Here is an 18215-nt window from a genome sequence, read left to right on the forward strand (position 1 = left end):
AGTGCCGTCGGCGTTTTGCATCGATGAACACTGGGTTCTCTCGCGATGGGCTTGAAACCTGATCGCTTCCGCGATCAGGTTTTCACGCATCAAATTACTGGCAGGCCTCGCAGCCCGGATCGTCGATCGCGCAGAACTTGATGTCGGTCGCCGGTGTGGTGTCTTCAACAACAACGGTGGTCTCGACAGCCACCGGTGCTGCGTAAACAGCACCGCCGGAATTCGACACCGCGTTCAGCTGACCCGACTTCGTGACCGTGCTCTTCTCTGCAGAAGAAGCGCTGATCGTGCGCAGGTAGTAGGTCGTCTTCAGGCCGCGCAACCAGGCGAGCTTGTAGGTTTCATCGAGCTTCTTGCCCGATGCACCGGCCATGTAGATGTTCAGGCTCTGCGCCTGGTCGATCCACTTCTGGCGGCGCGCCGCAGCTTCGACCAGCCACTCGGTCTCGACTTCGAAGGCCGTGGCGTACAGGCTCTTGAGCTCATCCGGCACCCGGTCGATGCGGCGCAGCGAACCGTCGAAGTGCTTCAGATCCATCACCATCACGTCGTCCCACAGGCCCAGGCGCTTCAGGTCGCGCACCAGCGCTTCGTTGATGACGGTGAACTCGCCCGACAGGTTGGACTTGACCGAGAGGTTGCCGAAGCAGGGCTCGATCGAGGCATCCACGCCGATGATGTTGGAGATGGTCGCGGTCGGGGCGATGGCCACGCAGTTGCTGTTGCGCATGCCGTGCTCGGCAATGCGGGCACGCAGGGCGTCCCAGTCCATGGTCGAGCTGCGGTCCACTTCAACGTAGCCGCCACGGGCTTCGGCCAACAGGTCGAGCGAGTCGATCGGCAGGATGCCGCGGTCCCACAGCGAGCCGCGATAGCTGCTGTAGCGGCCACGCTCTTGCGCCAGCTGGGTCGAGGCCAGGTAGGCGTAGTAGCAGACGGCTTCCATCGAGCGGTCGGCGAACTCCACGGCCGCTTGCGAGGCGTAGGGCGTGCGCAGCGCATACAGCGCGTCCTGGAAGCCCATGATGCCGAGGCCCACCGGACGGTGACGCAGGTTCGAGTCGCGGGCCTTCTTGACGGCGTAGTAGTTGATGTCGATGACGTTGTCGAGCATGCGCATCGCCGTGGCGATGGTCTTCTGCAGCTTGGGGTAATCGATGCCACCGTCCTTCAGGTGCTGCTTCAGGTTCACCGAGCCCAGGTTGCAGACGGCGATTTCGCTGTCATTGGTGTTCAGCGTGATCTCGGTGCAGAGGTTGGACGAGTGCACCACGCCCACATGCTGCTGCGGCGAGCGCACATTGCAGGCGTCCTTGAACGTGATCCAGGGATGGCCGGTCTCGAACAGCATCGAGAGCATCTTGCGCCACAGGTCCTTGGCCGGCATGCGCTTGAACAGCTTGATCTCACCGCGGTCGGCCTTGGCTTCATAGGCCGTGTAGGCAGCCTCGAATTCCTTGCCGAACAGGTCGTGCAGGTCCGGGCAGGTCGAGGGGCTGAACAGCGTCCAGTCGCCACCATCCATCACGCGGCGCATGAACAGGTCGGGAATCCAGTTCGCCGTGTTCATGTCGTGCGTACGGCGGCGGTCGTCGCCGGTGTTCTTGCGCAGCTCCAGGAACTCTTCGATGTCCAGGTGCCAGCTTTCCAGATAGGCGCAGACGGCGCCCTTGCGCTTGCCACCCTGGTTCACGGCCACGGCCGTGTCATTCACCACCTTCAGGAACGGAACCACGCCTTGCGACTTGCCGTTCGTACCCTTGATGTGCGAGCCCAGGGCGCGCACGGGGGTCCAGTCATTGCCCAGGCCGCCGGCAAACTTGGACAGCAGCGCGTTTTCCTTCAGCGCTTCATAGATGCCGTCCAGATCGTCGGCCACCGTCGTCAGGTAGCAGCTGGAGAGCTGCGAGCGGCGCGTGCCCGAGTTGAACAACGTCGGCGTGGAGCTCATGAAGTCGAAGCTCGACAGCACTTCATAGAACTCGATGGCGCGGGCTTCGCGGTCGATCTCATTCAGCGCCAGGCCCATGGCCACGCGCATGAAGAAGGCCTGCGGCATCTCGATGCGCTTGCCTTCGGTGTGCAGGAAGTAGCGATCAAACAGGGTCTGCAGACCCAGGTAATCGAACTGGAAGTCGCGCTCGGCCTTCAGGGCAGCGCCCAGCTTGGCCAGGTCGTACTGCTGCAGCTTCTCGTCCAGCAGCTCGGCCTGCACGCCCTTCTTGATGAATTGCGGGAAGTACTCGGCGTAGCGCGTGTGCATCTCGGCCTGCGTGACTTCTTCGCCGAGGATTTCCTTGCGGATCGTGTGCATCAGCAGGCGCGCCGTGGCCTGGCTGTAGCTCGGGTCCTTCTCGATCAGCGTGCGGGCGGCCAGGATGGAGGCCTTGTAGACCTCGTCGATGGGCACTCCGTCGTACAGATTGCGCTTGGTCTCGGCCAGGATGGGCTCGGCCTTCACGTCGGCGCCCAGGCCTTCGCAGCTGGAGACGATCAGCGCCTGCAGGCTGGCCAGGTCCAGCGGCACGCGCTGGCCACCGTCTATCACATGGATGCTGGCTTCAACGGCCTTGGGCGCTGCCGTCTCGCCCTGGCGCAGGCGCTCCTGCGCGCGGCGCTCGCGGTACAGCACATAGGCACGGGCCACTTCGTGGTGACCACCGCGCATCAGACCCAGCTCGACGTGGTCTTGCACGTCTTCGATATGGAAGGTGCCACCACTAGGACGCGAGCGCAGCAGGGCGCGCACCACGTTCTCGGTCAGACCATCCACAGTCTCGCGCACGCTGGCCGAAGCCGCGCCGCTGGTGCCATGCACTGCCAGGAATGCCTTCATCAGGGCCACGGCAATCTTGCTGGGCTCGAAGGACACGACCGCGCCATTGCGGCGAATGATCTGGTAGGCCTGGTAGGCCGACGACTGCGGCGCCGCTGCGCTGTCGGAGGCAGTCACGCGGCTCGCGCCTTCGGCGACGGCGGGCTGGGTGAGATGGGTTTGCATGGTGGGTCTTCTTCCTTGTCTTCTCGTTCGAATCAGAAATGGCAAAGCCGCGGCGGCATGTGCGGCTGCAGCCGTGGCTTTGCGTTATTTGGGTTTTGATCGGGGCTCCGATGCCTGAACCCAGGCGCCAGCCACTGCGAATGCAGCGTGGCCTTGGGGGTCTCCGGGAACAGCTTTTGAGACAGGCATTGCGGTGTGGAACCGAGTCAGCAGGATAGCACGAAAGGACACTATATCTGGGGGTCCACACCCCTTCAAGCACTACCGATAGCGTACGAACACTGTTGACCTAGGGGGTCGATCTGGCTAGCGAAATGCCGTGACAGGCCTGTGTCGGGCCAGGTCTTGCCCGCGTGATCGCGGGCTCGGCGCGTGTCCGTCGGCAGGTGCGGCCACCAGCCCGCGCCAGTGCTTGCTTGCAGCACGAAATCGGCCGCCAGGCCGCGCCAATTGGTGCTTTGATCGAGCGAGTGTTTGGGCTTGTGAGCCGGCTTGCGGTGGCGTGAGGCCCGACACCAACCGCGACCGCTGTAACAGGAGGCAAGCCACCACTAGGGATAGCCTGGGGCCCTCGCAAACCCTGGGCTTCAGCTGTCGCTGCCGCCCTCGCCCGCCGTGATGCCGAGGCGGGCCATGCGGTAGCGGATCTGGCGCAGCGACAAGCCCAGCGCCGCACCGGCCGCCGTGCGGTTGTAGCGGTGCCGCTCCAGCGCCCGCACCAGGATGTTGCGCTCGACCTCGTCCAGATAAAGGGCCAGGTCTTGCGGCAACTCCTCGCTCTCACTGCCACGTCCGCCGCCCGCCACCGGCATCGGCAGGCTGGCCAGCGGATCGTCCAGCGTGGCGAACTGTGAATCGTCCAGCGCAGCGTCCGGCAGGCCCAGGTCCTCGGCGTCGATAGCCTCGCCGCCCGAGAGCGCCAAGGCACGGTGCAGCAGGTTCTCGAGCTCACGCACATTGCCCGGGAAGGCATAGCGCGACAACTGGGCGAGTGCCGCACCGGTGAGGCGCGGCGGTGGCGACACTCCAGCGTCGTGCGCAATGCGAGCCAGCACGCGCTCGCTGATCGCTGCCAGGTCCTCGATGCGCTCGCGCAGCGGCGGCACGCGGATCTGGATCACATTGAGCCGGTAGAACAAGTCCTGGCGGAAACGCCCGGCCGCGACCTCGGCGCCCAGGTCCTTGTGCGTGGCACTGAGGATGCGCACATTGACTGGCGACTCCGCCACCGCGCCCACCGGCCGCACCGAGCGCTCCTGGATGGCCCGCAGGAGCTTGCTCTGCATGGCCAACGGCAGGTCGCCAATCTCATCGAGAAACAGCGTGCCGCCATGCGCGGCCTTGAAGAAGCCGTCGCGGTCTTCGTTCGCGCCGGTGAAGGCGCCCTTGCGATAGCCGAAGAACTCGGCCTCCAGCAACTGCTCCGGAATGGCGCCGCAATTCACCGCGATGAAGGGGCCGGCTGCGCGCGCGCCGGCATCGTGCACCGCATGCGCGACCAGTTCCTTGCCGGTGCCCGACTCGCCTTGCAGCAGCACCGGCGCCATGCTGCGCGCCACCTTGCCGATCAGCGAGCGCACCTGGCGCATCGCCGAGGAGTCGCCGGCCAGCCGGTTCAGGGCAGCGGCCAGCGCGGCATCGGGGCTGGCCTCGGCCGGGGCGGACGCGGCGCTGGGCGCAAGCGCCGGCTTGCTCGCGGCACGCGCAGCCGGAGCCGCCGCCGGTGCAGTCGATGCCGTCGAGGCCACCGGAGAGGACGCCGAGGCGGGCGACGGCTCGACACGCGGGCTGCGCCCTAGCGCCGAGGCCACGACCATGCGGAACTGCCGCAGGTCCACCGGCTTGGTCAGGTAATCGTAGGCGCCGGCCTTCAGGGCCTCGACCGCGTTCTCGGGCGAGCCGAAGGCGGTGATCACGAGGGTCTTCTCGACCCGGCCGGCGCGCTCCAGCCAGTTCAAGACGTCGAGCCCGCTGCCGTCGGGCAGCTTCATGTCGGTGATGACGGCGCTGAACTCGCGCGCCTGCAAGCGCTCGAGCGCGGCCTCGACCGTGCCGGCCGTCTCCAGCTCGTAGCCTTCGCGCAGCAGCGTCAGCTCGTACAGCGTGAGCAGGTCGGGCTCGTCGTCAATGACCAGCAGGCTTTGATTGGCTTGGGTCGCATTCATGAGTGGGCTTGCTTGGAGGCGGTGGCCGCGCTGCGGCGCAGGCTCAGGAGGAACTCGTTGCCCGCCTGGGTGGCGCCATCGTGACGGCGGTAGTCGATGCGCGCGCCGTAGCGCTCACACAGCTCTCGGCAAATATAGAGGCCGAGGCCGCTGCCCCGGCTGCGCGTGGAGAAGAAGGGCTCAAAGAGATGGCGCTCCACCTCGGGCGCAATCGGCGCACCGAGATTGAAGACCGCAAGCAGGATCTCGCCCCCCTGCCCCGGCTGCAGGCGCACATGCAGCGCCCCCGGCTCGCGCGGCGCGTGGCGCAAGGCGTTGTCCAACAGGTTGATGACCACACGGCGCAGATGCTCGGGCTCGAACATGACCCAGCTGCCGCCGGGCGGCAGGCTCAGGCGCAGCAGGCTGCTCGCGTCAGCCGGCAAGCCATTGGTGCGGGCCCAGTCGGCGCAAATCTCGGGCAACAGCCGCGCCAGGTCGATGGGCACGGCCTGCGGCGGGCGGCCCGGCGCCAGCTCCATCACGTCGTCAACGATGCGCTTCAGCCGCTCCACATTGGCGGCCACCATGCTGGTCAGCTGGCGCTGCTGGGCATCGCCGGCGTCCTCGGCCATCAGCGCATTGGCCTGGGCGATGGCGGCCAGCGGGTTGCGGATCTCATGGGCGATGCCGGCCGAGACCCGGCCCATGGCAGCCAGTTTCTCCTGTCGGCTGCGGGCCAGCACATTGCGATGGTCTTCGATGAAGAGCACGCACAGGTCCTCGCTCGCCTGCGTTTCACGCGAGCGGGTGAAGCGCATGCGCAGGCGCAGGCCGCGTTGCGCATCGGGGCTGAAGCGCAGGCTGATGTCGCGCCCCTCCTCCGGCCAGCGGCCCTCGACGAAGGCCTGCTCCACCGCCCGCACCAGCGGCTCCCAGGCCGGCACACCGCGCATCTGGAAGGGCGCGGTGCGCACCGCCTGATGCTCGCCCAGCAGCGCACGCGCGGCGGGGTTGGCGGCACGCACGCGGCCGCGACGGTCCATCACCAGCACGCCCTCCTGCATCTCGTCGATCACCAGGCGATTCAGCTGCGCCTGCTGGCGCGCCAGCTCCATGCTGCCGCGTGCGGCGCGCTCCTCTCGCGCCAGGCGGCTGGCCAGTTCGCTGGCCAGCAGGCCGACGACGAAGAGCCCCATGCCCGCCATGCCGGCCTGCGTCAGGCGCAACTCGGGCTCGAGGCCGAACAGATAGGCCCAGGTCGCGGCGCCCAGCATCAAGAGCGCCGCCATCGCCGCCGTGGCCAGCGCGAGCAGGCGCGGCGTCAGCACGCCGGCCATCAGCACCGGCAGCACGAACAGCGCGCCATAGTTGACGCCGGCATTGCGCTCCGCCACATGCAGCACGCCGAACAGGGCCAGGTCGAAGCCGATGCTGGCCAGCCACTGCGGGCTGCTCAGCCGCGACAGTGTCTGCACCGAGGCGCTGCGCTGCAGGCGCGGCAGCAGCCACAGGGCCGTGGCCTCCAGGGCATAGAGGCCGCAGACCATCAGGGTCCAGCGCGGCGTGCTGCTGCCGAGCATGGCAGCGAGCATGAGCGTGGCGATCAGGGCCAGGCCAAGCGCCATGCGGGCGCCGAGGAAGGCGCGATACAGGCGCAGGAAGGCGCTGCCGCCCACGTTGACCAGCCGGCGCGGCTGCTGGAAAAAGAAGAACTGCGAGTCGCCCTCGCTGCCAGGCGGCTGCGGCGCTTCATCCAGCGCGCCGGCTTCGCTGTCGCCCAGGCCCGGACCGAACCAGGAAGGCGGCGATTCCTCGCCGGGGTGGCTGCGGGGATTGCTGCGGGGCGAAGCCGTGGCCATTCAGTTAGCCGCCCGCCTGCGCAGCCTCATAGGCCTGGCGATGAGCAGCGCTGCAGAACATGCCGCCCCGGCCCGGCAGGGCCTCGGCGCTCGGCAGGTGCAGGCCACATTGCGCGCAGGACACCATGGCCTGCGGCTGCGGCGGAGGTGCGGGCGGCTGGGGCGGAGGCGCCGGCTTGCGCGCCGCGCGGCCCTTGGCGCCCAGCGTCCAGAACACCAGGGCCACCAGGCCGATGAAAAAAAGAAACTTGGCCATGAATCCTCAGCCGGCCAGGGGCCGCTGCAACAACACTTCCAGCACGAAGCGCGAGCCGGCATAGGCCAGCAGCAACAGGGCTGCACCAAAGTACAGCCAGCGCGTGGCCCGGCGGCCGCGCCAGCCGAGCACCTGCCGACCGGTCAACAAGCCGGTCAGCACCAGCCACCCGAGCACCGACAGCAAGGTCTTGTGATCCCAGCGCCAGTGCGGCGTGAACCACCAGCCGAGCAGGATGGCCAGCGACAGCACGGTCACACCGGCCGCCACGAACTGGAAGGTCAGCCGCTCCAGGCGCAGCAACGGCATGCCCGTGGTGGCCGCGCCAGAGACGGCAGCCACCTTCTTGTCGCGCAGTTGGCGCTCTGCACGGTTCCACATCGCCGCATGCAGCACGGCCACGCCGAACAAGCCATAAGACGCGAGGCCCAGCACCCAGTGCAGAGGCGCCCAGGGCGACGCCGCCAGCGGCCGACTCTCGCCCGGGAAGCCCCAGGCCAGCGCACAGGCCAGCGCCGCCAGCACAGCCAGCACTCGGCGCACGCCTGGCAAGGGCAGGAAGCGGCTCTCCACAAGGTAGACCGAGAGCACCAGCCAGCAGGTCATCGACAAGGCCGGCGCGAAGCCGAAACGCGCGCCGGCCAGCGGGCTGCCCAGGCCGGCGATGTCGAGCAACAAGGCCAGCGCGTGGGCCGCCCAGCCAAGCGGCAAGGCCCAACGAAGGCGTCGGCCGCTGGCCTCGTCGGTCCAGGCCGAAAGCGCATAGGCCAGCATGGCCGCGAGACTGCTTGCGGCCAGTGCCAGCGTCGCTGGAGAGGCGGACGATAAAATCATCACCACAGTGTACTTTTGAGCGACCACCGTTCCGGCTGGCGCTAACCCCCGATGGCCTCCACTCTGACCGATCGCCTGAGCCTGCTCGTCAAAACGATGCGCGGCCAGGCCCGCATCACCGAATCGAATGTGCAGGACATGCTGCGCGAGGTGCGCATGGCCCTGCTCGAGGCCGATGTGGCCCTGCCGGTGGTGCGCGACTTCATCGCCCGCGTGAAAGAGAAGGCGCTGGGTCAGGAAGTGGTCAGCTCGCTGAACCCCGGCCAGGTCCTGGTCTCGGTGGTGCACAAGGAACTCGCCGCTACGATGGGCGAAGGCGTCTCCGACATCAACCTCGCCGCCCAGCCGCCTGCCGTCATCCTGATGGCCGGCCTGCAGGGCGCGGGCAAGACCACCACCACGGCCAAGCTGGCCAAGCACCTGATCGAGAAGCGCAAGAAGAAGGTGCTCACTGTCTCGGCCGACGTCTACCGCCCCGCCGCCATCGAGCAGCTGAAGACGGTGACCAAGCAGGCCGGCGCCGAATGGTTCCCTTCTGCGCCCGACCAGAAGCCGCATGACATCGCGCTGGCCGCCATCGACTACGCGAAGAAGCACTACTTCGACGTGCTGCTGGTCGACACCGCCGGCCGCCTGGCCATCGACGAAGCGCTGATGGCCGAGATCCGCGACCTGCATGCCACCTTGAACCCGGTCGAGACGCTGTTCGTCGTCGATGCGATGCAGGGCCAGGATGCGGTCAACACCGCCAAGGCCTTCAAGGAAGCACTGCCGCTTACCGGCATCGTGCTGACCAAGCTCGACGGCGATTCACGCGGCGGCGCGGCGCTGTCGGTGCGCAGCATCACCGGCGCGCCGATCAAGTTTGCTGGCGTGTCCGAGAAGATCGACGGCCTGGAGGTGTTCGACGGCGAACGTCATGCCGGCCGCGTGCTGGGCATGGGCGACATCGTGGCCCTGGTCGAGGAAGTGACCAAGGGCGTCGACATGGCGGCGGCCGAGAAGCTGGCCGGCAAGCTGAAGTCAGGCGATGGCTTCGACCTCAACGACTTCCTGTCGCAGATCTCGTCGATGAAGAAAATGGGCGGCCTCTCCAGCCTGATGGACAAGCTGCCCACGCAGATGGCCGCCAAGGCCGGCGCCGCCGACATGGACAAGGCCGAGCGCGACATGCGCCGCATGGAAGGCATCCTCAACGCGATGACCGCCAAGGAACGCGCCAAGCCCGCCCTGCTGCTAGACGGCAAGAGCAAGGCCAGCCGCAAGCGCCGCATCGCTCAAGGTGCCGGCGTGCAGATCCAGGACGTCAACCGCCTGCTGAATCAGTTCGACCAGATGCAGTCGATGATGAAGAAGATGAGCGGCGGCGGCATGATGAAGATGATGAAGCGCATGGGTGGCCTCAAGAAGATGATGGGCGGCGGTGGCATGCCTGGAATGTGAACTCCCGGCTCGCGGGTACGCGAGCCACCCTCCGAGAGGGTGAAGACAAAAGCCGGGCTTGACCCGGCTTTTGTCTTCTGGGCGCCCGCCTTGGGGCGGCCCGGCGCCGGGCGCAAATGCAATGCCGAGCGCTTACTCCAGGAGCGCCTGCGCAAACTCCCGCGCATCAAAGGTCTGCAGGTCTTCCAGCTTCTCACCCACGCCGATGAAGTAGACCGGAATCGCGCGCTCGCGGGCGATGGCCGCCAGCACGCCGCCCTTGGCCGTGCCATCGAGCTTGGTGATGATCAGGCCGGTGAGGCCCAGCGCGTCGTCAAAAGCCTTGACCTGGTTTAGCGCGTTCTGGCCGGTGTTGCCATCAACGACCAGCAGCACCTCATGCGGCGCCGAGGCCTCGGCCTTGGCGATCACACGCTTGATCTTCTTCAGCTCTTCCATCAGGTGCAGCTGCGTCGGCAGGCGGCCCGCCGTGTCGGCGATCACCACATCGCAGCCGCGCGCGCGGCCGGCCACCACGGCATCGAAGGTCACGGCCGAAGGGTCGCCGCCTTCCTGGCTCACGATCTCGACCTGGGCGCGATCCGCCCACACCGAGAGCTGCTCGCGCGCCGCCGCCCGGAAGGTGTCGGCCGCCGCCAGCAGCACCTTGGCATTGGCATCGGCCAGATGGCGCGTGAGCTTACCGATGCTGGTCGTCTTGCCGGCGCCGTTGACGCCCACCACCATCATCACCGTCGGCTGCGAAGCGCCGATGGCGAGCGACTTCTGCAGCGGCTTCAGCAGATCGGCCAGCGCATCGATCAACAGGCCGCGCACGGCCGCCGGCTCGGTGGCCTTGGCCTCCTTGACGCGGCGCTTCAGGTCTTCAAGCAGAAACTCGGTGGCCTTGACGCCGGCGTCGGCCATCAAGAGCGCGGCTTCCAGTTCCTCATACAGCGCATCGTCGATCTGCGTGCCAGTGAAGACCTGGGCGATGCTGGAGCCGGTCTTGCGCAGACCTTGGCGCAGCTTGTCGAGCCAGCTCTTGCGCGGCGCAGCCTCGACCGGTGCCGGCACGGCAGCAGGCTCGAGAGCTGGTGCAGGTGTGGATACAGCGGTAGGCGCAGGCATGGGCGCCTGGACCACGGCCTCCGACAGCGGCGCTGCATCGGCGTTCGAGCCACCGCCAAACTTCTTCTTGAAGAAACTGAACATCGAGAAATGCGCTTTTTTGCAGAGGCCGCGAAAGAGGCTTGCATTGTCTTCCAAAACTTGGCTAGAATGGCGGGCTTGAGGCGCTTTAGCTCAGCCGGTTAGAGCGACGGAATCATAATCCGCAGGTCCGGGGTTCGAATCCCTGAAGCGCCACCAAATAAAGTCTTTGTACGACAAGTACTTAGGCGCAAAAGCCACCCTAGCGGTGGCTTTTTGCTTTCTGCCTACAGTCACACCTGTAGGCAATCTGTAGGCGCAATAGCGGCGAGCAACAGTCCACGGCCACCAATGCGTCCTTTGGCAAGCTCGTGCTGGCCAGCTGTGCCCTAGGCCCGGCTGCCAGGACTCAGAATCCTTTGGTCGCTTTGTCTGAGCCAGCGAGGGGCGGCCCTCCCCTTGAGCGCGGCTAGACGGCGCTCCTGCTCCGCGCTAACCCGTGCGCGAGAAGACCTTGGGCGTTGGGTACCCTGCCTACAATGCTCGGCTCTATCACTTCGCGCTGGATCTCATGGCGAACTACACCTTGGAGGGAACGCTTGGTCGCGGCGCTTTTGGGCGTGTGGAGCGGGCTCGAAGCGACACTGGACTAGTTGTTGCGCTTAAGGTCTTTGAGCCAAGTGCGGCGGTGACCAACGCTATCGCAGCGGGGCATGTCACCATTGAGGAACTTAGGCGCCGCTTCTTCAGCGAAGCAACATATCAAGCGCGCATTGATCATCCAAATGTGGTCAAGGTTTTTGAGAGCAACCTTGCTTCCAATCCTCCATTTTTTGTAATGGAGCTTGCTGAGGCGACTCTTGCACAGGACCTGTCGTTCGATCACACGTTAAATGGTGCGCCACACCAAGCACTGTTTGACATTCTCGCTGGACTTGAAGGACTTCATGGCCAAGGTATATATCACCGCGACCTCAAGCCTCAAAATATTCTGCGATTGCGCAATCAGGATGGTTCGCCGCGATACGCAATATCGGATTTCGGTCTGATAAAAATTACCGCAGGTGACGCGACGACGCTGACCATGACGGGGGCGCAGGGCGGGACCGAAAGGTACGCCGCGCCTGAGTTGATATCCAACTTTAAGCGAGCGACCGCAAGGTCTGATATCTACTCATTTGGAGTAATTCTATTTGACATCTTTGTCGGTCCTCTGGCGCGTGTTCCTTATACAGAGGTAGCGATTGACGGCCCAATTGGCCTAGTCGCTGCAAAATGCACAAAGAGTCTACCCGCTCGTAGATATGCAACGATTGCAGATTTGCGTGCTGCGTTGTATGAGGCGTTGCAGAAGGCTCCGCCGAAATTTGGATCCCCGCGCGAAGAGCACGTTATTGAATTGCTGCGCTCTGGCGTAGTGCTTGCAGAGCAGGACTGGGATCGTGTGTTCCTCTTGCTTGAGGAATTGGCGCCGTTCACCCAAGCGAAGGACTTGATCCTTCGGTCCTTTAGCCGGCCTCATATGGAAGCATTGGCAGGCGAGGCCCCCGACCTGTTAATGGCATTTGCTAGCTACTATGTGGACTATGTCGACGCATGCCGTGGGAAATTTGACTTCGACTATTGCGATGTCGTTGTCGACAAGTTGACTTGGCTGTTCGAGTTAGGCGAAGTGGCCGTTAAGGCGCGAGTGTTGCTGTCGATGCTAGGCCTAGGGGTTTCACATAACCGATGGTTCGTTGAAAGGCGCTTTATGCAGCTTGCGGGGCACTCACTTGATGCTGCAGTTGCTGACCGAATCGTCATGGATGTGGAAGTTGGTGGCATCGATGTACTTTCAGATATCGGACACCTAGAACGTTCGATTAATGTTAGTCGCACCGCACTGGCCCTCCCGCTACATAAACTCTGGGGCGGCTAAATTGAGTCGCGAGAGTATTTCATCATTTAGTGTGCCGGTTGTTGGGCGTCAGAATTTTGACGCAGAGGCGCATTTACTTTCTGACGATGGCGATGTGTTCATCGCCATTGCGGATGGTGTTGGATCATCGCAATATGGCGGAGATGCGGCTAGGCTTGCCATTTCGACTGCCCTTGAGTTTTCTTGGACTCTAAAGACTGAAGAAATATTTGCCAAAGTGAGCGACAGAATTCAGGCGGCTGCGATTGGCAATGAGGGGCAATGGAGCACTACTCTTACGACTTGCAGGGTTCGTGGTAAGCGTGTTGAGGTCGGGCATGTTGGAGATACGCGGCTATATCATATTCGCGGTGCTGGCCTGCTTACTCGGACGCGCGATCAAACAGAGGTCGCTAAACTAATAGAAGAAGGCGTCCTTACACCAGAGCGCGCACTTCGATACCCCAGGAGGCACGTCCTCTTGTCGGCGATGAGTAGTAGTGGAACATATGAGTTGGAGTGCTCCGACTTTGAAGTAGAGCTTGGGGATAGGTTACTACTCCTGACGGATGGCCTGTATAAGCAGGTCAGTAAAAAAGAAATCGTAGCGGCTTCCGTTAGTTCCGAAAGCGTGAGTGGATTCCTCGGCTCACTAGAAGATCTTCTGCTTTCAAAAGGCGTAGTCGACGATGCGACGGCAGTTTGCGCAGAGATTAGGTAAGTTTCCCCCAGGGGGCGAGTATTCGACCCGCGTCTAGAGCAGGTGAACTGCCAGGCGGATAGCACAACGCCCCACTGCGGACGTAGGAGTGTTGAGAGGCCGCAGGTGTCGGAGATTTGGTTCCGTCGACGTTTGGCTGCGTACAGTTATTGACACTAGTCCGAGGCTGCGCCGGCGTCGCCGACTCAGCATCAAAGCTCCGCCAGTCAAAGCGGCGAGCGGGCACCCGCTCAATCGTCCATACGCTGCGTTCAGACTCGACCTGCCAGCGCTGGGCTTGCTCTCCGTTGCCTTCCGCGTCGCCGGTTTGATGCGACCAAGTTTCGACACCAACGGGGCGAGGCGGGGCCGCGTCGCCGTAGCGTCCTAGGCCCTCCGCCTCACGCATCGTGAGCTTGATGGCGGCATTGCGGCCGCACGCAATGCCGCCTTGCGCGCGGCAGTAGGCATCCCAAGCCACGGTTGCAGTTTCGTCGCCGTCACGCTGAACCTGCTTGTTCGCGGCCCGATGAGCGTGATGAAGGTGCACCGGTGCGTCAGCCGGAAGGTGCTTGATCCGCCGCAGTTCGCGCCAGACGCTCACGGGTGGACCGCCGATCTGCTGGAATTGCCGAATGCGCCACGTACTGCACCAGGCCTCGACGCGTTTGGCGCTTTCTGTGGCCGGGCGGCCTTCAAGGTCGTCGCCGACATGCTCACCGTCGATGTTTTTCGCAACGTACTTTGCGATGTAGCCGGCAGCCGTGCCGCGCGCCTTGTCAATCAGCTTGAAGTCGCAGCGGTGCTGTAGCGCGCCTTTTTCGTCGCCGGAATCTTGAAGGGCATAGCGCTGAAGGGTGGCCATGAGCTGTTCAACCTCCGCCGGCGGGCAGAACAGCAGCATGTGCCAATGCGGGGTGCCGTCGTGTTGAGGTTCTGAGATGCGGAAGCCGAAGGGCCGGAGTTCTTGTCGCGCGAGTGCGGCGCGGCTGCGCGCCCAAACGCGCGTGAGGTGCTTGTGCGCGGTAGCCGGCGTCTCGTGCCAGTCGTACTTGGGGTTAGGAACGGCGGCCTTGCCGTCGTTGACGATCATGTAGCGATGGAATCGGCTGGGACAGGTCAGCGTGATGAACACGCCTTGATAGCCCTCGGCATCGGCGTAGCGCTCGAAGCCGGCAATGCGGGTCATCAACTCGGCCCGGCGAATCGCTTTGCTCGCAGTGGATTTGGCCGCGAGCTCAGCGAGGGTGAAAACCTGGCCTGCATCATTGCGCGCCGTGGTGGCCTCAAGCATTGAGGCATTACGCTTGTTCTGTTGGGTTCGCTCCGCAAGCCGCTCGTTGCTGACGTAGAGGTCTCGAAAGCGATTTACGTAGCCCAGCCGTACGGCGGCGCCTTCGACGGTCTGGCCGTGGTGCTTGCGTAGCTTGCGCCGCCACCAAAGCGGGCAGCACATACGCGCGAGTGCCGGGCCGTGTTCTGTTTCCTCGGATGGTGGCGTGATGCCTTGGCCGATGCAAACACGTTCCATCGAGGCCCGTGCTTGCTTGACAGTGACTGTTAGCGCCAGTCGGTCCAGGCAGCGCAGCGCCTGGCGCTCTGCTGCGTCACAAATTTCCGAATCGGAGGCATCGAGCGATACGCGGACGCTGAGGAGTGCGGCCGTCGCTTCGCGCAGCTCCACGTTGGCGCCTACGTAGTCGTCAACGCTGCGCTGCTCCCAGCGGCGTCGCAGCTTGTGCCGCCAGCGCGGGGGGAGGCCTCGAATACGGCCTTCGACCCATTCCGCATCCGTTGGGAGTCGAACCATGGGGGAACCTCGACTGTCAGGCAGCAGCGACGTTCAGCAGCTTTCGGAGCTCGGAGACAGGCCAAGCCAGTCGACCATTGATCCGGATGGGCCGGATGGGGCCGTTCTCTCGCATGGCCCAAAGACGGAGGGTCTGCTGAGCGCGGTTCAGATGCCGGGCCGCTTCGGGGGTGGGGAGTGCGGCGCGGGCTTCGCGATCAAGCGGGATCAGGTTGAGGGTCTGCGATTCCATGTTTTTGCCGTCGAGGCGTGTTGAACATGGACCGGAGAATCGAAGCGCAACCCGTATTGCGGTCAATGCCGCAACAGCTGTCGCGGCCTAAGTCATTGTCAAGAAATGACTATTTCGAGTCATGCCGCAACGGTTGCGCAATAGCGGCCGTGTCGGTTCGTCGGTCGGGTGGCGCCTCTTACGGACCCTGTTCGTTGCCACGTAAACTCAGCCGGTGACTCGACTGCATGCCATCCATCCCAAAGACACGCCTGCGCTTCGCAAGGAGCGTGGCGCGTTCTTTACGCCCGACGAAATCACCAGATTCATTGCCGATTGGGCTATCCGACAGGCAAACGATTCGGTGATGGAGCCGTCCGCAGGGGACGCAGCATTCCTCGTTGCTGCTGTGGATCGGCTTCGCAAGTTGTCTAGGGATCCTGAGGCGCAGCCAGCAGTGGCCGGTGTTGAGATTCATGCGCATAGCGCACGTGTCGCTCGGCAAAGGGTGCGAGATGCGGGGGGGCTACCCCAAATCAAACAGAGCGACTTCTTTGTTGTAGACCCCGAACCTATCTACGACACCGTAATCGGAAATCCGCCGTATATCCGATACCAAGACTTTGCCGGGGAAGGACGTGCTCGGGCGCGCGCTGCCGCTTTGAGGGCAGGTGTTTCGCTATCGGCCCTGGCGTCCAGTTGGGCAGCTTTCACAATTCACTCTGCCCTTTTCCTCAAGGATGGTGGTCGGCTGGGGCTAGTGCTTCCGGCAGAACTTCTTTCAGTGAACTACGCTGCCCCAGTACGTCGGTTCCTGTTCGATCACTTTCGAGAAGTGCAGCTAGTACTCTTCAATGAGCAAGTATTTCCTGAGGCTGAGGCCGACGTCGTCTTGTTGCTAGCCGACGGTTTTCGGCAGGGACCGGCGAATCACGCGACTATCCGACAGTCCAGAAATGCGTCGGATCTCGCATCACTTGGAATTGGGCAGTCTTGGACGCCGCTAGATCCTGCGGCCAAATGGACTAGCAGCATCGTCGACGGAGCAGCCGTTGAGCCGTTGCAGCAACTGCTTAGAGCCCAACACTTTGTGAATCTTGAATCCTGGGGCGATACCACTCTTGGAATCGTGACGGGGAACAACAAATTCTTTACCCTCTCTCCGGCGCGCGCAAAGGAACTCGGTCTACGTAGCAAAGAACTGCTTCGACTCTCCCCCCCAGGGAGCGCACACCTACGCGGCTTGGTGCTTTCCGACGCGATGCTGACCGACATTGGGAAGCAAGGTGGGTCTACGCTACTGTTCTATCCCAGTGATCGGCCTTCTGCAGAGGCCGCGGCATATATCGCCGATGGGCATCGCACTGGTGTCGATACCGCCTACAAATGCCGCGTGCGCAAGATCTGGCACCGCGTACCGCTAGTCGGCGTTGCCGACTTGCTGCTGACTTGCATGAATGCGGATACCCCTCGACTCACGACCAACGAAGCGGGCGCGCGCCACTTGAACTCAGTTCACGGCGTCTATCTTCGTCCTGAGCACCGTGATCTCGGTCGAGAACTCTTGCCCTTGGCGAGCCTGAATTCGGTCACGCTCCTTCACGCTGAAATGGCCGGCCGCTCTTATGGCGGCGGGATGTTGAAGATCGAGCCGAAAGAGGCAGACGTTTGGGCAATGCCCTCGCCAACGCTAGTTTCAGCAAGGGCCGATGCACTTCGCTCGATCAAGGATTCCGTTGCTCGGCTGCTGGACGCAGGAGAACTCCTGCAGGCAGTGGAGCTTGTGGATCAAGCGCTGTTGACCGGCTCCAGGCGGATGACAAAAAAGCAAGTTGAACAAGTCCGATTGGCTCGTGCGGAGCTTGCTGATCGTCGCAAAGTAAGGGGGGCGAGTGGCCACTGAACCGTCTATCAGGGCCAGAGCCTGGCCACTCTTTGACCACATCGTCGCGACAGCCGCCCCTCAAGGGAACCATAGCAATCCGTGGGAAATTGGGCCCAGCGGGAAGCTGCGTTATGCGCCGGATTTCCGCACGCTTACGTTATTGCTGGGCGTCCCGCTCTACCTCAAGGCGGCTACGCAAAGCGGCGTGCCTGCACTCGCCCTGGACGTCTGGTTGAGCTATGAGCTACGCCGGGCTGGGTTCGATCCAAATGCGATCTGGCCTCGTCCAGTTCCGCCGCGCGTGCTGCCTACGACCGTAGTGAAGTTGCTGGAAGACCTTCCCGTGAGGGATCGCGCTCAATTGGAGGCGCGAATAAATGCTCGCGCTTCGATTTCGGGAGTTACCTCCTCCAGCGCCAACATTCTCGGCAAGAACTACATCAAGCAAGTCGATGTCGTCATGTCGGATTGGTCAACTGGACCTGAGGTGCTGATTTCGACCAAGCGCATGGATTCCTCGTATGGGAAGAACGCCCCAAATCGAATCGAAGAATCCTATGGCGATGCAAAAAACCTGCGCCTCAGGCACCCGCTGGCGGCGCTAGGGTTCGTGTTTGGCCTGCGCTCAGAAATCCTCACGAAAGAGCCGCTGACCGCCGAGTGGCTCGCGGACCTGCTGGCTAAGCTTGGGCGGGAGGATGACGCCTATCACGCCACCTGCCTTGTCATGATGGAGTATTCGGATTCCGTCGCAGTTGCGGACGGTGGCGAAGACGTTCCGGCGACTGTTATTCCAGAGCCTGGCGTGGAGGCGGGTCAGGATGGCGAAGCGTCAGGCGAACAAGCCGCTGCTGAATCTGAACTGGGTCGCATTGTTGCGAGCCTTCCGAGCGTCAAGATTCTTGACGTGTCCGACGAACTATCACCCGGGCGGTTTCTTGCGGTGATGGTCGATCGGGTTCTCGGCGCTACACCGGTCACGATGCATCGCGAAGCTCGACGACGTCGCGCAGCTTTGTAGCCGTATCTGTTGTCGTT

Annotated in this window: 13 protein-coding genes and 1 tRNA gene; 6 read left to right on the plus strand and 8 right to left on the minus strand. The window is 63.5% G+C overall.

Annotation, left to right across the window (positions count from 1 at the left end):
• Window positions 1-94 precede the first annotated feature (94 nt).
• The 5 genes from J7U46_RS06175 to ccsA all read right to left on the minus strand — a co-directional run bounded on the left by J7U46_RS06175 (window position 95) and on the right by ccsA (window position 8097).
• Entirely contained in the window at window positions 95-3001 is a 2907-nt protein-coding gene (locus J7U46_RS06175; protein WP_282823939.1) for a ribonucleoside-diphosphate reductase subunit alpha, read from the minus strand.
• Window positions 3002-3588: 587 nt separating this feature from the next.
• Window positions 3589-5166, minus strand: coding sequence for a sigma-54 dependent transcriptional regulator (locus J7U46_RS06180; RefSeq protein WP_282823940.1), 1578 nt, complete (start codon window positions 5164-5166; stop codon window positions 3589-3591).
• Window positions 5163-7007 carry an ATP-binding protein gene (locus J7U46_RS06185; RefSeq protein WP_282823941.1) on the minus strand — a complete coding sequence of 615 codons (1845 nt, stop codon included), beginning with the start codon at window positions 7005-7007 and terminating at the stop codon, window positions 5163-5165. Before J7U46_RS06185 ends, J7U46_RS06180 begins: the two co-directional genes overlap by 4 nt.
• A 4-nt stretch (window positions 7008-7011) precedes the next feature.
• Window positions 7012-7263: a PP0621 family protein gene (locus J7U46_RS06190; protein ID WP_282823942.1), complete on the minus strand. Its 252-nt coding sequence runs from the start codon at window positions 7261-7263 to the stop codon at window positions 7012-7014.
• A 6-nt stretch (window positions 7264-7269) separates the two neighbouring features.
• Window positions 7270-8097, minus strand: a complete 828-nt coding sequence (ccsA, locus tag J7U46_RS06195; RefSeq protein WP_282823943.1) for a cytochrome c biogenesis protein CcsA — start codon at window positions 8095-8097, stop codon at window positions 7270-7272.
• 51 nt (window positions 8098-8148) lie between these two features.
• Here ccsA and ffh point away from each other — a divergent pair, with 51 nt between their 5' ends.
• Window positions 8149-9540: a signal recognition particle protein gene (gene ffh / locus J7U46_RS06200; protein WP_282823944.1), complete on the plus strand. Its 1392-nt coding sequence runs from the start codon at window positions 8149-8151 to the stop codon at window positions 9538-9540.
• 132 nt (window positions 9541-9672) lie between these two features.
• Here the strand turns inward: ffh and ftsY are convergent, their stop codons facing one another.
• On the minus strand, window positions 9673-10734 hold the full coding sequence (gene ftsY, locus J7U46_RS06205; RefSeq protein WP_282823945.1) for a signal recognition particle-docking protein FtsY: 1062 nt from the start codon (window positions 10732-10734) through the stop codon (window positions 9673-9675).
• Window positions 10735-10813: 79 nt separating this feature from the next.
• Between ftsY and J7U46_RS06210 the strand changes: the two genes are divergently transcribed.
• The 3 genes from J7U46_RS06210 (at window position 10814) to J7U46_RS06220 (ending at window position 13292) form a co-directional block, all read left to right on the plus strand.
• Window positions 10814-10890 (plus strand) — tRNA-Met (locus J7U46_RS06210).
• Between the two features lie 280 nt (window positions 10891-11170).
• Window positions 11171-12592: a serine/threonine-protein kinase gene (locus J7U46_RS06215; RefSeq protein ID WP_282823946.1), complete on the plus strand. Its 1422-nt coding sequence runs from the start codon at window positions 11171-11173 to the stop codon at window positions 12590-12592.
• 1 nt (window position 12593) lies between these two features.
• The gene (locus J7U46_RS06220; protein ID WP_282823947.1) at window positions 12594-13292 is read left to right on the plus strand and encodes a protein phosphatase 2C domain-containing protein; all 699 of its coding nucleotides are present in this window, start codon (window positions 12594-12596) and stop codon (window positions 13290-13292) included.
• Here the strand turns inward: J7U46_RS06220 and J7U46_RS06225 are convergent.
• Window positions 13285-15081 (minus strand): replication endonuclease, encoded by a 1797-nt coding sequence (locus J7U46_RS06225; RefSeq protein ID WP_282823948.1) that lies wholly within the window; start codon window positions 15079-15081, stop codon window positions 13285-13287. The genes J7U46_RS06220 and J7U46_RS06225 overlap by 8 nt on opposite strands.
• A gap of 16 nt (window positions 15082-15097) precedes the next feature.
• Complete coding sequence (locus tag J7U46_RS06230; protein WP_282823949.1) at window positions 15098-15313, minus strand: DNA-binding protein; 216 nt, start codon at window positions 15311-15313, stop codon at window positions 15098-15100.
• A 214-nt stretch (window positions 15314-15527) separates the two neighbouring features.
• Between J7U46_RS06230 and J7U46_RS06235 the strand changes: the two genes are divergently transcribed.
• Window positions 15528-17195, plus strand: coding sequence for an N-6 DNA methylase (locus tag J7U46_RS06235; RefSeq protein WP_282823950.1), 1668 nt, complete (start codon window positions 15528-15530; stop codon window positions 17193-17195).
• The gene (locus J7U46_RS06240) at window positions 17185-18198 is read left to right on the plus strand and encodes a hypothetical protein (protein ID WP_282823951.1); all 1014 of its coding nucleotides are present in this window, start codon (window positions 17185-17187) and stop codon (window positions 18196-18198) included. Before J7U46_RS06235 ends, J7U46_RS06240 begins: the two co-directional genes overlap by 11 nt.
• The last annotated feature ends 17 nt before the right edge of the window (window positions 18199-18215 follow it).

It is taken from the genome of Pelomonas sp. V22, from assembly GCF_030014915.1.
Classification (GTDB): domain Bacteria; phylum Pseudomonadota; class Gammaproteobacteria; order Burkholderiales; family Burkholderiaceae_C; genus JAUASW01.